Source organism: Rudaea sp. (genome assembly GCF_036383415.1).
Lineage (GTDB): Bacteria > Pseudomonadota > Gammaproteobacteria > Xanthomonadales > Rhodanobacteraceae > Rudaea.
Genome location: NZ_DASVOK010000457.1, coordinates 1 through 15,376 on the forward strand (window position 1 = coordinate 1; position 15,376 = coordinate 15,376).

Annotated in this window: 11 protein-coding genes; 8 read left to right on the forward strand and 3 right to left on the reverse strand. The window is 66.2% G+C overall.

Annotation, left to right across the window (positions count from 1 at the left end):
- The 3 genes from VF497_RS16510 to VF497_RS16520 form a co-directional block, all read right to left on the reverse strand.
- A partial coding sequence (locus VF497_RS16510; RefSeq protein ID WP_330890737.1) for an XdhC family protein occupies positions 1-458 on the reverse strand: 458 nt, incomplete at its 3' end.
- Between the two features lie 32 nt (positions 459-490).
- Positions 491-2,005 carry a YifB family Mg chelatase-like AAA ATPase gene (locus VF497_RS16515; RefSeq protein WP_330890739.1) on the reverse strand — a complete coding sequence of 505 codons (1,515 nt, stop codon included), beginning with the start codon at positions 2,003-2,005 and terminating at the stop codon, positions 491-493.
- 356 nt (positions 2,006-2,361) lie between these two features.
- A complete protein-coding gene (locus VF497_RS16520) occupies positions 2,362-2,649 on the reverse strand; it encodes an accessory factor UbiK family protein (RefSeq protein ID WP_330890741.1) in 288 nt (95 codons plus the stop codon).
- A gap of 213 nt (positions 2,650-2,862) precedes the next feature.
- Here VF497_RS16520 and glnK point away from each other — a divergent pair, with 213 nt between their 5' ends.
- From glnK to VF497_RS16560, 8 genes are all read left to right on the forward strand, one after another.
- Positions 2,863-3,201 carry a P-II family nitrogen regulator gene (gene glnK / locus VF497_RS16525; RefSeq protein WP_330890744.1) on the forward strand — a complete coding sequence of 113 codons (339 nt, stop codon included), beginning with the start codon at positions 2,863-2,865 and terminating at the stop codon, positions 3,199-3,201.
- A gap of 261 nt (positions 3,202-3,462) precedes the next feature.
- The gene (gene gltB, locus VF497_RS16530; RefSeq protein ID WP_330890746.1) at positions 3,463-7,917 is read left to right on the forward strand and encodes a glutamate synthase large subunit; all 4,455 of its coding nucleotides are present in this window, start codon (positions 3,463-3,465) and stop codon (positions 7,915-7,917) included.
- A gap of 42 nt (positions 7,918-7,959) precedes the next feature.
- Positions 7,960-9,375 (forward strand): FAD-dependent oxidoreductase, encoded by a 1,416-nt coding sequence (locus VF497_RS16535; protein WP_330890748.1) that lies wholly within the window; start codon positions 7,960-7,962, stop codon positions 9,373-9,375.
- Between the two features lie 47 nt (positions 9,376-9,422).
- Positions 9,423-10,604, forward strand: a complete 1,182-nt coding sequence (locus tag VF497_RS16540) for an amino acid aminotransferase (protein ID WP_330890750.1) — start codon at positions 9,423-9,425, stop codon at positions 10,602-10,604.
- A gap of 154 nt (positions 10,605-10,758) precedes the next feature.
- Positions 10,759-12,558 carry a GMC family oxidoreductase gene (locus VF497_RS16545; protein ID WP_330890752.1) on the forward strand — a complete coding sequence of 600 codons (1,800 nt, stop codon included), beginning with the start codon at positions 10,759-10,761 and terminating at the stop codon, positions 12,556-12,558.
- The gene (locus VF497_RS16550) at positions 12,558-13,175 is read left to right on the forward strand and encodes a gluconate 2-dehydrogenase subunit 3 family protein (protein ID WP_330890755.1); all 618 of its coding nucleotides are present in this window, start codon (positions 12,558-12,560) and stop codon (positions 13,173-13,175) included. Before VF497_RS16545 ends, VF497_RS16550 begins: the two co-directional genes overlap by 1 nt.
- 41 nt (positions 13,176-13,216) lie before the next feature.
- Positions 13,217-14,368, forward strand: a complete 1,152-nt coding sequence (locus VF497_RS16555) for a Gfo/Idh/MocA family oxidoreductase (RefSeq protein ID WP_330890757.1) — start codon at positions 13,217-13,219, stop codon at positions 14,366-14,368.
- Positions 14,365-15,376, forward strand: a 1,012-nt coding sequence (locus tag VF497_RS16560; protein ID WP_330890759.1) for a sugar phosphate isomerase/epimerase, incomplete at its 3' end; no start/stop codon positions are given. The genes VF497_RS16555 and VF497_RS16560, both read left to right, overlap by 4 nt.

Here is a 15,376-nt window from a genome sequence, read left to right on the forward strand (position 1 = left end):
CTCGCGTGGCCCGCGCCGAAATCGGATTCGTCCAGCGCGAACGACAACCGCAGATCGGCACCGCGGTCGAGCGCGGCGAACAAGGCGCGCGCAAGCGGGGCCTGTGGAGGCAACGGCAGCAGCAGCAAGGCCACGCGGCCGCGGCAACCGATGCCGCTGCCGAACAACAGGTCCTCGTCGCTGCGCGTGTCGAACTCAACCGTCGCCGCGCGCCCGGATTCGTGTACCTCGCGGGCCGCATCCTCAAGCGCGGGCTCGAGGCAGCCACCGCTGATCACGCCGTGACGCAGGCCCTTGCCGTCGAGTAGCACGAGCGCGCCGGGTTTCTGGTAGGTCGATCCTTCGGTCGCGGTGACGATGCCGAGCACCGCGTTTTCGTTGCGCGCATGGATGCGCCACAGCACATCGAGCAGGCCGCGCAGGCCGCCGGCTGTGGAATTCGTATCGTTTGTCGTCATGCGCATCATGTTAGCGCACGGATGCCAAAGCGTTACTCGCGTACCGCCAGTCGCCGGTACTGGATCGCTTCCATCAGGTGTGGCGTCGCGATCGCATCGCCGCCGTCGAGATCGGCGATCGTGCGCGCAACACGCAGGATGCGGTGATAAGCGCGCGCGGACAGACCGAGCTTGTCGAGCGCACGTTCGAGCAAGGCGCGGTCGCGTGTCGAGAGTGCGCTATCGCGACGCAGTTCACGCGATCCGAGCAGCGCGTTCGGTTTGCCGGCGCGTTGCATCTGCCGCGAACGCGCGGCGATCACGCGTTCGCGCACGACGGCGCTGGACTCTCCCGATGGTGCCGTCTCGCCGAGCTCGGCCAGCGCCACGCGCGGCACCTCGACCTGCAGGTCGATGCGATCGAGCAGCGGCCCGGAAATTTTCGCCCGGTAGCGGCGGATCGCCTCGGGCGTGCAGGCGCAGCGGCCCGACGCATCGCCGGCATAGCCGCAGGGACACGGATTCATCGCCGCGACCAGCTGGAACGCGGCGGGAAACTCGGCGCGGCGCGCGGCGCGCGAGATGGCGACGCGACCCGATTCGAGCGGCTCGCGCAACACCTCGAGCACGTGGCGATCGAACTCCGGCAGTTCGTCGAGAAAAAGCACGCCGTGATGCGCCAGCGAAATCTCGCCCGGACGCGGCACCGAGCCACCGCCGACCAGCGCCACCGCGGATGCCGTGTGATGCGGCTGGCGGAACGGACGCGTTTTCCAGCTGCGCAAATCGACGCCCTGCCCGGCGACCGAGCGCACGGCCGCCGACTCCAGTGCTTCGGCCTCGCTCAGCGGCGGCAGGATGCCCGGCAGGCGACTCGCGAGCATGGTCTTGCCGGTGCCGGGCGGGCCGACGAACAACAGGTGGTGCGCGCCGGCCGCGGCAATTTCCAGCGCCCTGCGCGCGTGCGCCTGACCGCGCACCTCGGCGAGATCGGGCTGCTCGGACTCGTTCGTTTCCGCGTTCGCCTGCGATGCGACGGCGCCTTCGGGCAGGTCGCCCGCGCCGCGCAGGAAGGCGAGCACTTCGAGCAGCGAATCCGCACCGCGAACCTCGGCCGCAGAGACGAGCGCGGCTTCGGCGACATTGCTGCGCGGCACGATCAGCGCGCGATCGGCCTGCACGGTCTTCAACGCCGCCGGCAACACGCCGGTGACCGCACGCAGTTCGCCGGACAAGGCCAGTTCACCGAGGAATTCATAGCGCGCCAGCACTTCCTTCGGCACGTGTCCGGCCGCGGCGAGGATGCCGAGCGCGATCGGCAGGTCGAAACGGCCGCCGTCTTTGGGCAGATCGGCCGGTGCCAGGCTGACGGTGACGCGGCGCGCGGGATATTCCAGTTGCGCATTTTGGATCGCGACGCGGACGCGGTCGCGTGCCTCCTTCACCGCGGTTTCGGGTAAACCGACGATGCTCGTGCCGGGCAGGCCGCCGGAAAGATGCACCTCGACGGTGACTGCCGGCGCGGCAACACCGTCCTGGGCACGGCTATGGACGGTGGCGAGGCTCATCAATGCGCAATCGTCAGGCCAGAAAAAGCGCGACCGCGTGACCGAAAAACAACAGACGTCCCTGTCCGACTGCGGGTCCGGGCAGTGTCCCCTTGAGGTGGCTTCCTGTCGAAAAGTCCGGCTAGGCGCGGCCGGGTTTTGCTTGCTGCGATCGTATGCGATCGCAGCTGTGGAGATTCCGCGGACGGCCGTGCCGGGTCTACCTGCCGTCCATGCAGGGAGGGTCGCAATTCATGCTTACCGGACGACGAGCCGTGATCGCCGCAACCACCGGCGCGAGGCGCCGGGCTCGGTTCACGACCGTCCGCGGAAAAGGGAGGCTTCATCGGCGTCGTGCCAATGCGCCCTGGTCCTGCTTAATGCGGTGCGGCCTTGCCGCCGAGCAAGGTTTCGAGTTCGGCTACGCGGTGTTCCAGCGCCTCGACCATCTCGCGGGTGCGCAGCAGCACGCAGCGCTGCACGTCGAACTCCTCGCGGGTGACGAGATCGAGCCGGCGCAGGCCCGAACGCAGGGTGTCCTTGAAGTTGGCGGACAGATCGTCCATGGCCTCGCGCGCGGGGGCACCGAGGCGCTCGCGTGCTTCGGGAGGAACGAGGTCGACCAGGCGCCGAGCCAGGTCGTCGAGCGGGGAGACGGCAATCACGGCGTTACCTCTCAAGCAAACGGTGGTGTGCAACGGACGGGACAAAGCGTAACCAATCCGTTCGCGACGGACAGTGGCAGTTTACTGATTCCTCTGTAGGAATTTTCCTACAAGACAGACGGAAAACCGGCCGCAATCGCGCCATTTCCATCCGGCAGCGCGGATCGGGCTTTTTCGGTATAGTCGGCTTACACGAAGTCCTTTCGCCAAGCCATGAAACTCGTCACTGCCATCATCAAACCGTTCAAGCTCGACGATGTGCGCCAGGCGCTCGCCGAAGTGGGCGTGCAGGGCATCACGGTGACCGAGGTCAAGGGTTTCGGCCGGCAAAAAGGCCATACCGAACTGTATCGCGGCGCCGAATACGTCGTCGATTTCCTGCCCAAGATCAAGATCGATATCGCGGTCGCCGACAACCTCGTCGAGCGCGTGGTCGAAACGATCCTCGCCTCCGCCAACAGCGGCAAGATCGGCGACGGCAAGATCTTCGTCCACGATCTGGAGCAGGTGATCCGCATTCGCACGGGCGAAACCGGCGCGGACGCGCTATGAATGCGATCTCCTGATCGCGAAGATCAAAAAGCGGCGATCCATGGCCGCACTTTTCAATTTTCGCGAATCTCGGCGGTTGCCCGTATAGACGTTTAGGTGGCCAATTGCCGCAGGCTTTGACGCGACGCAACATTTGTGTTGTAGTCGCGTGCGTGGAATATCCACATAACCAAGGCGGGCGCCAGGGACGCGCCGGCTTTGTCGTCGCCAGATGCCGGCGGACCGGACGCTTTCGCCGCATCAAGCAGAGTCGAGTAAGCCATGTTGCAACAACGCGCTAATACGCTGTATGACCCGTCGTTCGAACACGACAGCTGCGGTTTTGGGCTGATCGCGAACATCGACGGCAAAGCGGGCGCGTGGTTGGTCGACCAGGCCTTCTCGACCCTGGCGAAGATGTCGCATCGCGGCGGCATCGGAGCCGACGGCATCACCGGCGACGGCTGCGGCATCCTGCTCTATCGCCCGTTCGGCTGGCTGCGCGCGCTCGCGAGCGACGCCGGCATTGCCGTCGGCGAGCGCTTCGCCTCGGGCCACGTCTACCTCGATCGCAAGGACGCGGTGCGCGCGCAAGCGCAGAAGGCCGAACTGGCGAAGCAGCTCGAAGCAGCCGGTCTCGTCGTTGCCGGCTGGCGCGAAGTGCCGGTCGATTCGCGCGCCTGCGGGCCGATCGGCGAAGCGCACCGCCCGCGCATCGAACAGATCTTCGTCAACGCGGCGGCCGGCATGGACGAGGGTGCGTTCGACCGCGCCCTGTTCCGCGCGCGGCGCCTGGCCGAAAAAACCTTCGCCGACGACATCCATTTCTACGTCGTCACCCTGTCGGCAAGTACTTTTGCGGCCAAGGCAATGGTCGCGCCGGGCCAGTTGCGCGCGGCATTTCCGGACTTCTCGCATCCGCGCCTCGAAGCCAGCGCCGCGGTGTTCCACCAGCGCTACTCGACCAACACGATGCCGCACTGGCGCCTGGCGCAACCGTTCCGCCTGCTCGCGCACAACGGCGAGATCAACACGATCAAGGCCAACCGCAACTGGGCGACCGCGCGCGCCGGAAAGTATAAATCTCCACTTGTGGATTTCTCCGATCTCGGCGAGCTGGTCACGACCCAGGGCTCGGATTCGCAGAGCCTCGACAACATGCTCGAAGTGCTCGTCGAGGGCGGCCTCGACGTGCTGCTTGCGATGCGCGTGCTGATTCCGCCGGCGTGGTCCTCGCGCGAGGATCTCGACGAGGATCTCGAAGCGTTCTACGAATACTACGCGCTGCATTCCGAGCCCTGGGACGGCCCCGCCGGCATCGTGCTGTGCGACGGAAGACATGCCGCTTGCGCGCTCGACCGCAACGGCCTGCGCCCGGCGCGCTGGGCGCGTTCGGACGACAATCATCTTATCGTCGCTTCGGAAGCCGGATTGTGGGACGTGCCGGATTCGCGCATCGTCGCCAAGGGCCGGCTCGGGCCGGGCGAGATGATCGCGGTCGACCTGGTCGAGCACAAGCTGCTCGACAGCGCGGCGATCGATGCGATCAACCGTTCGCGCGCACCGTACAAGAAGTGGCTGCGCGAGCAGCTCAACTATCTCGAATCGCACCTGATCGATCCTGCGCTCGCCGCTGAGCCGTTTTCGCCCGAAGTGCTCGCACGCTACCAGAAGCAGTTCGCGCTGACGCGCGAGGAACGCGACGTCATCCTGAAAACCCTGGCAGAGGACGAAGCCGAGGCGACGGGCTCGATGGGCGACGACACGCCGATCGCCGTGCTCTCGCAGCAGTCGCGGCCGCTGTACGAATACTTCCGCCAGTCGTTCGCGCAGGTGACGAACCCGCCGATTGATCCGCTGCGCGAGCGGCTCGTGATGTCGCTGACCACGCAGATCGGCCTCGAACGCAACGTCTTCGATCTGTCGCCGGACAACGCGCAGCAGGTGCTGCTCAACTCGCCGATCCTGTCGCAGCGCAAGCTGCGCCAGATCCTCGCGCTGCCGCACATCGCGCCCGCTAACATCAAGCTCGATCTCTATTACGACGAGAAGATCGGGCTCAAGGCCGCGATCGAAGACCTCTGCGACCGCGCCGAAGATGCCGTGCGCGGCGGCACGATGTTGATCCTGCTCTCCGATCGCTATCCAGTGCCGGGCCTGCTGCCGATCCACGCCCTGCTCGCGACCGGCGCCGTGCACGCGCGCCTGACCCAGAAGCAGTTGCGTTGCGACTGCAACATCCTCGTCGAAACCGGCAACGCACGCGATGCACATCACTTCGCCTGCCTGATCGGTTTCGGCGCGACCGCGGTGTATCCGTACCTGTCGTACCAGACCCTGTTCGACATGAACAAGCACGGCCAGCTCAAGGGCCGCCAGGGCGAGCCGCCGAGCGAGATCGGCCGCAGCTATCGCCGCGGCATCCAGAAAGGTCTGCTCAAGATCATTTCGAAGATGGGCATCGCGACAATCGCGGGTTATCGCGGCGCGCAGTTGTTCGAGATCGTCGGCCTCGATGCCGACGTCGTCGAGCTGTGTTTCCCGGGCACGCCTTCGCGCATCGGCGGCGCGGGGTTTGCCGACATCCAGAACGAGTACAAGGCGCAGGCGATCGCCGCGCGCGATCCGAATTACGCGCTGCCGCCGGGCGGACTGATGAAGGCGCTGCCGGGCGGCGAGTTCCACATGTACAACCCCGAAGTCGTCGGTGCACTCCAACTTGCGGTGCGCACGAATGACACAAAGCTTTATCGCCGCTACGCCGATGCCGTCGACAAGCGCGTACCCGCGGCGCTGCGCGATCTGCTCGCCGTGCACGCGGTCGGGGCGCCCGTGCCGATCGAGGAAGTCGAACCGGTCGAAGCGATCCTCAAGCGCTTCGACTCGGCCGGCATGTCGCTCGGCGCGCTCTCACCCGAGGCGCACGAGTCGCTGGCGATTGCCATGAATAGGTTAGGCGCGCGCAGCAACTCCGGCGAAGGCGGCGAAGACCCGGTGCGCTACGGCACCGAGAAGATGTCAAAGATCAAGCAGGTTGCCTCGGGCCGCTTCGGCGTCACGCCGGCGTATCTGGTCAATGCCGAGGTGCTGCAGATCAAGGTCGCACAGGGTGCCAAGCCCGGCGAAGGCGGCCAGTTGCCAGGGCACAAGGTCAACGCCCTGATCGCGCGCCTGCGCTATGCGCGTCCCGGCATCGGCCTGATTTCGCCGCCGCCGCATCACGACATCTATTCGATCGAAGATCTCGCGCAGTTGATCTACGACTTGAAGGAAGTGAATCCGTCGGCGCTGGTCTCGGTGAAGCTTGTCGCGAACGCCGGCGTCGGCACGATTGCTGCCGGTGTCGCGAAAGCGAACGCCGATCTGATCACGATCTCGGGGCACGACGGCGGCACGGGCGCGAGTCCGCTCACCTCGATCCGCTATGCGGGTTCGCCGTGGGAACTTGGCTTGTCGGAAACGCAGCAGACATTGGTGCGCAATGGCTTGCGCTCCCGCGTAATTGTTCAGACCGACGGCGGCCTAAAGACCGGCCTCGACGTGATCAAGGCGGCGATGCTCGGCGCACAATCGTTCGGCTTCGGCACAGCACCGATGGTCGCGCTCGGCTGCAAGTACCTGCGCATCTGCCATCTGAATTCCTGCGCGACTGGCGTCGCGACACAGAACGATGAGTTGCGCAAGAAGCATTACGACGGCCCGCCCGAGCAGGTCGAGAACTTCTTCCGCTTCGTCGCCGAGGACGTGCGTCAGCACATGGCGCGCCTCGGCGTGCGCAAGCTCGACGAGATCATCGGCCGCACCGATCTGCTCACGCAGCGTGAGGGCGCGACGGTCAAGCAGAACAAGGTCGATCTCGCGCCGCTGCTCGGCAGCGGACTGGACGGCAACGTGCCGGGATGCGCCGCGGCACCGATTCCGCAGAGCGATCTGGCCAGGCGCATCGCCGCCGAGACGAAGGTCGCGATCGAGAACGCCACCGGCGGTGAATTTCATTACGCCGTCGTCAACACCGACCGCTCGATCGGCGCTCGCCTGTCGGGCGAGGTCGCGCGCAAGCACGGCGATCAGAGCATGGCGGCAAATCCGATCACGCTGCGCCTGTCCGGTGCCGCAGGCCAGAGCCTCGGCGCATGGAACGCTGGCGGCGTGCATATCGTCCTCGACGGCGAGGCCAACGACGGCGTCGGCAAAGGCATGGCCGGCGGCCGCATCGTCGTGCGTCCGCCTCGCGACGCGGGCTTCCCGAGCCACGAATCCTCGATCGTCGGCAACACCTGCCTGTACGGTGCGACCGGCGGCGAGTTCTACGCCGCAGGCCGCGCGGGCGAGCGCTTCGCCGTGCGCAACTCGGGCGCGCTTGCCGTCGTCGAAGGCGTCGGCGACCACTGCTGCGAATACATGACCGGCGGCACTGTCGTCGTGCTCGGCCGCTGCGGGGTCAACTTTGGTGCCGGCATGACCGGCGGCTACGCCTTCGTCCTCGACGAGGCGCGCGACTTCGTCGACCGCTATAACCACGAGCTCGTCGACATCACGCGCATCTCGCACGAGGGCATGGAAAACTACTGGCAACACCTGCGCAGCCTGCTGCTCGGCTACGTCGATGCGACCGGCAGCGCCTGGGGCCGTCGCATCGTCGACGAGTTCCGCGAACTCGTACACAAGTTCTGGCTGGTCAAACCGAAGGCCGCCAGCCTCGACTCGCTCGCCGACGAACTGCGCCGCGCCGCCTGACAGACAGAATCGATCAACGTGAAAAAAGATAATTTTCCATTTTTGCGCTTTCCCCGCGAGCTGCCGCGCGAGCTCAACGTGCCCGTGCGCGTGCTCGGCTACGGCGAGATCCACACCGCGTTTACCGGCGAGCAGGTCACCGAGCAGGCCTCGCGCTGCATCGACTGCGGCAATCCGTACTGTTCCTGGGGCTGCCCGCTCAACAACCACATCCCGCGCTGGCTCGAACTCGCGCGCGAAGGCCGCGTCGAAGACGCCGCGGCGCTGATGCACGAGACCAACCCGCTGCCCGAGATCTGCGGCCGCATCTGCCCGCAGGACCGCCTCTGCGAGCAGGCCTGCACGCTCGAGACCGGCTTCGGCGCGGTGACGATCGGCGCGATCGAGCGGTCGATCACCGACGAGGCGTTCAAGCGCGGCTGGCGACCGAAGCTCGACGACGTCGAGCCGTCGGGCAAGCGCGTCGCGATCGTCGGCGCCGGCCCGGCCGGACTCGCCGCAGCCGACGTGCTCGCGCGCGCGGGTCACGCGGTCGAGGTGTTCGATCGTGACGAGGAAATCGGCGGCCTGCTCACGTTCGGCATTCCGCCGTTCAAGCTCGACAAGAAAATCGTCGACACGCGCCGCGGCGTGCTCGAGGGTATGGGCGTGAAGTTCCGCCTCAACACCGAGATCGGTCGTGACGTGGATTTTTCCACATTGGCAAAAGAATACGACGCCGCCTTCCTCGGCACCGGCGCGTACAAGTTCGTCGACGGCCAGCTGCCCGGGCAGACCCTGCCCGGCGTACACGCGGCGCTGCCGTTCCTGATCGCGAACATGCGCCGCCTGCTCGGCACGGCGACCGCGGCCGACGTGATGCCGGAACTGCTCGGCAAGCGCGTTGTCGTGCTCGGCGGCGGCGATACCTCGATGGACTGCGTGCGCACCAGCGTGCGCCACGATGCCGAAAGCGTCACCCTTGTCTATCGTCGCGACGAAGCGAACATGCCCGGCTCGCGCCGCGAGGTGAAATACAGCCGTGACGAGGGCGTCGACTTCCTGTTCCAGCGTCAGCCGCTCGAAATCCTCGGCAACGCCAAAGGCGTCATCGGCGTGCGCGTCGCCGAAACGCGTCTCGTCGACGACGGCAGCGGCCGCCCGCGTTCGGAAGTTGTCGCGGGCAGCGAGGAAATACTGCCCGCTGACGTCGTCATCCTCGCCTTCGGCTTCCTGCCCGAGCCGCCACAGTGGGCTACATCGAATGGCATCGAGTTCGCGGCGAACGGCAAGATCGTCCTCGGCGGCGCCGGCCGCCTGCCGCTGCAGACAACGAACCCAAAAGTGTTCGCCGGCGGCGACATGTGGCGCGGCGCCGACCTCGTCGTGCGCGCCGTGCTCGACGGCCGCGAGGCGGCGAAGCAGATCAAGCAGATGTTCGCCACGCAGACCGAGGCGGCCGAAGCAGCCGTCGCCTGAGCATCGACCCATCCATCCCATTTTCCGAATCGATTGCGACCGCCCCCATGTTCGAGACCCTGACTTCGCCTGCACCTGACAAGATCCTCGCCCTGATCGCGCTGCTGCGCGACGACCCGCGCCCGCACAAGGTCGATCTCGGCGTCGGCGTCTACAAGGATCGCGAAGGCCGCACGCCGATCATGCCGTCGGTGCGCGACGCCGAGCAGGTGCTGTTCGCCGAGCAGACGACGAAAACCTATCTCGGCCTCGCCGGCGACACGGCGTTCGATTCATTGATGACGACACTCGTCCTCGACGATGCAGCGCCCGCCGCGCGCGTGCGCGCGATCCAGGCGCCCGGCGGCTCCGGCGCGCTGCGCATCCTGTTCGAGTTGCTGCGCCGCGCGCAGCCGGGTGCGACGGTATGGGTGTCTGACCCGACCTGGCCCAACCATATTCCGATGATCGAGGCCTCTGGGCTCAAGCATGTTTCGTATCCGTATTTCGACGCGGCCACGGGCACGGTGCGCTTCGAGGCGATGCTTGCCGCGCTCGCTCAGGCCAAGCCGAACGATGTCGTCCTGCTGCACGGCTGCTGCCACAACCCGACCGGTGCGAACCTCACGCTCGATCAGTGGCGCGAAGTCGGCAAGCTCATCCTCGACAAGCAGCTGTTTCCATTCGTCGACATCGCCTATCAGGGATTCGGCGAGGGCCTCGATGCCGACGCCGCCGGCGTGCGCCTGCTCGCCACGCTCGTGCCATCGATGGTCATCGCCGCGAGCTGCTCGAAGAACTTCTCGGTGTACCGCGACCGTGTCGGTTGCGCGATTCTGCTCGCGCCGTCCGAGGCCGAAGCCGATGTCGCCTATGCCCAGCTCTGCTCGGTCGCGCGTGCCAACTACTCGATGCCGCCCGACCACGGCGCCGCCGCGGTGCGCATCATCCTCGCCGACCCGGCGCGGCGCGCGGCCTGGGTTGCCGAAGTGGATGCGATCCGCGAGCGCATGGTCGCGCTGCGCGAAGGCCTCGCCGCCGCGCTGCGCAAGCATTCGGGTTCGAACCGTTTCGATTTCGTCGCCCGCCACCGCGGCATGTTCTCGCGCCTGGGCCTCTCCGTCGAACAGGTGCATCGCCTGCGCGCCGAACACGCGATCTACATGGTCGACGACAGCCGCATCAATGTCGCCGGCCTGCCCGATGACCGTCTCGACGACGTCGCGCGCGCGATCGTCGCCGTGCTCTGAAAACCGGCGCTTGTTGCCGCGCACGCTGCATCCGCGCGGCGCACTGCGTCGTGCAGGCACGGGCGCTTTTCGGCTATAAACATGGGCACGATCCGGCTTCGCGCAGTGCATCCGCAGACGCACCTGCCGTGCCGGGCCCCATTGGAGCCACTGAGTGCCCTTCATCAATGCAGAGGCTGCGGCAAAGACCGACTATGACGTGATCGTCGTCGGCTCGGGCGCCGGCGGCGGACAGATGGCCTACACGCTGACCATGGGCGGCGCGCGCGTGCTCATGCTCGAAGCGGGCCGCAACTACGACCCGATCACCGAGACGGCGATGTTCCAGACGCCGGAGATGGCGCCGTTGCGCGGCGCAAGCACACCGGACAAGCCATTCGGCTTCTACGACGCCACGGTCGACGGCGGCTGGCAGGTTCCCGGCGAGCCGTACACGCAGGCGAGCACGAACGAGGCACAACGCTTCGACTGGTGGCGCGCACGCATGCTCGGCGGCCGCACCAACCACTGGGGCCGCATCTCGCTGCGCAACGGGCCCTACGACTTCAAGCCGCAGTCGCGCGATGGCCTCGGCTTCGACTGGCCGATCGGCTACGCGGACATGGCGCCCTACTACGACAAGGTCGAGATGCTCGTCGGCGTCTACGGCGCGAACGACGGTCTTGAGAACACGCCCGATTCACCGGAGGGCTGCCTGCTGCCGCCGCCGAAGCCGCTGGTCAGCGACCTGCTCGTGCACAAGTACGCCGGCACGCTCGGCATTCCGGTGATTGCCGGCCATCGCGCCGTGCTGACGCGCCAGCTCGACTGGAAGAATTCGCCGGCGAAGCTGCATCCGGGCAATCCCGCTGCGCAGCAGATCATCACCGCCGACATGAAGCAGCGCGGCGCCTGCTTCTGGACCACGCCGTGCGGCAATGGCTGCTCGATCCGCGCCAACTACCAGTCGACGACCGTGCATCTGCCGCCGGCGCTCGCGACCGGCAAGCTCGACATCGTCACCGATGCGATGGTCAACGAGGTCACGCTCGGCAAGGACGGCCGCGCCTCGGGCGTGCATTTCATCGACCGGACCTCGCACCGCAATGTCTCCATCAGCGCGCGCGCGGTCGTGCTCGCGGCGAGCGCCTGCGAGACGGTGCGTATCCTGCTCAATTCGAAGTCGGCGCAGTTCCCGCACGGCCTCGGCAATTCCAGCGGCAAGGTCGGCAAGTATCTGATGGACACGGTCGGCAGCGATCTCGGCGGCCAGATTCCGCTGCTCGAAAACCTGCCGCCGCACAACGAGGAAGGCGTGTCCGGCCTGCACATGTATGTTCCCTGGTGGCAGTACAAGGAGGCCGGCAAGCTCGGCTTCGCGCGCGGCTACCACATCGAATTCGGCGGCGGCCGGCGCATGCCGGGCGCCGGCACCGCGGCGAAGCTGGAGTGGCTCACCGGCGGCAGCTACGGCGCAAAGTTCAAGGAGGATGCGCGCCGCTACTACGGCTCGTTCGTCCACTTCGCCGGCCGCGGCGAGATGATTCCGAACGAGAAGTCGTTCTGCGAAATCGATCCGAAGGTGAAGGACAAGTGGGGCATCCCGGTGCTGCGCTTCCATTGGCAGTGGTCCGAGCACGAGACGCGCCAGGCCGCACACATGCAGAGGACCTTTGCCGACATCATCACCGCGATGGGCGGACGCGTGCGCGGCGAAGTGAAGACCGACGGCGCCAAGGCAATCGAGCCGGGCGGCAGCATCATCCACGAAGTCGGCGGTGCGATCATGGGCGACGACGCACGCACTTCCGTCGTCAACAAGTGGTGCCAGACCTGGGACGTGAAGAACCTGTTCCTTGCCGACGGCGCGCCGTTCCCGTCGAACGCCGACAAGAATCCGACACTCACCATCATGGCCAATGCATGGCGGGTGGCGGACCACATCCTTGAGCGCATGCAGCGCAAGGAGCTGTGATGGACCGTCGCACGACAATCAAGTGGATGCTCGCTGCTGCCGCGCTGCCGCTCGCGCGCGACCCGCTGCACGCTGCTACCGCGCCGAAAGCACAAGCGAAACCATACGGGCAGGATCCGAAGCTGCTCAATGTCTATCATCCCGGCGAGCTGTGGCCGCTGACGTTCAACGCCGCCCAGCGCCGCACCGCGACCGTGCTGTGCGACGCGATCATTCCCGCGGACGCCACCTCGCCGAGCGCATCCGCAGTCGGCGTAGTCGATTTCCTCGACGAATGGATCAGCGCGCCGTATCCAGCCCAGCAGAAGGATCGCGCGATCGTGCTCAAGGGATTGCACTGGCTCGATCGCGAATCCGGCCGTCGCTTTTTCAAACCCGCGCACGAGCTCGATGCGCAACAGCTGCATGCGATCTGCGACGACATCTGCTATCTGCCGAAGGCCAGGCCGCATTTCGTCGAAGCGGCCAGATTCTTCGCGCGCTATCGCGACCTCACCGCGAGCGGTTTCTATACGACGCCGGAAGGACGCAAGGATCTGCAATTCGTCGGCAACGTGCCGCTGGCGAGTTTCGATGGGCCTCCTCTCGAGGTGCTGAAGAAGGTCGGGCTGGCGTGATCGCACGGCGAGTGAATTTTCCAATTTGACGAGGGCATAGAGTGCGCAAGCTACGCATGGGATTGGTCGGCGGCGGCCCGGGTTCGTTCATCGGCCGCATCCATCGCATCGCCGCGGAATTGGATGGCGAGGCCGAACTGGTCTGCGGCGCGCTCAGCAGCGATGCGCGGCGTTCGCGCGAAGCGGGCTCGGCCTACCACGTCGATCCGGCGCGCGCCTATGCGAGCTACGCGCAGATGTTCGCCGCGGAGCAAGCGCTGCCGGCCGAGCAGCGCATGGACTTCGTCGCCATCGTCACGCCGAATCACCTGCACTACGAACCGGCGCAGCTCGCGCTCGAGCATGGCTTCCACGTCGTCGTCGACAAACCGCTGTGTTTTTCGCTGGCTGAGGCACATGAGCTGCAGGCCGCGGTCGAGCGCAGCGGCGGCGTTCTCGCCGTCACCTACACCTACAGCGGCTATCCGCTGATCAAGGAAGCGCGTGCGCTCATCCAAGCTGGACGCATCGGCGCGGTGCGCAAGATCCATGTCGAATATCCGCAGGGCTGGCTGGCGACGGACATCGAAGGCAGCGGGCAGAAACAGGCGAGCTGGCGCACCGATCCCACGAAGTCGGGCGCGGGTGGCGCGATCGGCGACATCGGCACGCATGCGGCGCATCTGGCCGAATACGTCAGCGGCCTGCGCATCACCCGGATCGACGCGATGTTGAACACGTTCATTCCGGGCCGCCGTCTTGACGACGACGCCTCGATGCTGCTGCGCTTCGACGGCGGCGCGAGCGGCGTGCTCGTCGCGACGCAGATCGCCGCCGGCGAGGAGAACAATCTCTCGCTGCGCGTCCATGGCGAAACCGGATCGATCGAGTGGCGGCATGCCGAGCCGAATTCGCTCGTGCTGCGCCTGCGCGACGCGCCGGTGCAGATCCTGCGCACGGGCTCTCCCTATCTCGGTGCAGTCGCGGCGCGCAACACGCGCACGCCGCCGGGGCATCCCGAAGGCTATATCGAAGCATTCGCGAACATCTACACCGCGTTCTATCGTGGCGTGCGCGCCCACGCCGACGGCGCGAAGGTCGATCCACGCGAATATGATTTCCCCGGCATCGCCGACGGCGTGCGCGGCATGACGTTCATCGACGCAGTGATCCGCTCGGCGCAGTCGCAACAGAAGTGGACGGAGTTCGCATGAAGACGATCAAGGGCCCCGCGATCTTTCTCGCCCAGTTCATGGGCGACAAGCCGCCGTTCGACACGCTCGAAGGCATCTGCAAGTGGATGGCATCGCTCGGCTACAAGGGCGTGCAGATTCCGAGCTGGGACGCGCGCTGCATCGACCTGCACCGCGCCGCCGAGAGCAAGACCTATTGCGACGAACTCAAGGGTCGTGTCGAAGCCTGCGGCGTGCAGATCACCGAATTGTCCACGCATCTGCAGGGCCAGCTCGTCGCCGTGAACCCGGCCTACGATCTCCTGTTCGATGGCTTCGCGCCGGAAACGGTGCGTGGCAATCCGCAAAAACGCACCGAGTGGGCGATCGAGCAATTGCGGCTCGCGGCGCAGGCCAGCCGCAATCTCGGCCTGGTCGCGCACGCGACCTTCTCGGGCGCGCTGCTCTGGCACACGTTCTATCCCTGGCCGCCGCGACCGGCCGGGCTCGTCGCGGACGGCTTCGCCGAACTCGCGCGGCGCTGGCTGCCGATCCTCGATGCATTCGATGACGCCGGCGTCGATGTCTGCTACGAAATCCATCCGGGTGAAGACCTGCACGATGGCGTGACCTTCGAGCGTTTCCTCGCTGCGACCGGCCATCATCGCCGTTGCCGCATGCTCTACGATCCGAGCCACTTCGTCTTGCAGCAGCTCGATTACCTGCAGTACATCGACTTCTATCACGAGTTCATTCGCATCTTTCACGTCAAGGACGCCGAGTTCCGCCCATCCGGAAAATCCGGCGTCTACGGTGGCTACCAGGACTGGGTGGATCGACCGGGGCGCTTCCGCTCGCTCGGCGACGGCCAGATCGATTTCACTGGCATCTTCTCCAAGCTCGCGCAGTACGATTATCCGGGCTGGGCGGTCGTGGAATGGGAGTGCGCGCTGAAGCATCCCGAGGACGGCGCGCGCGAAGGCGCGCCGTTCGTCGCCAGGCATATCATCCATGTCACCGAACACGCCTTCGACGATTTCGCCGGGCGCA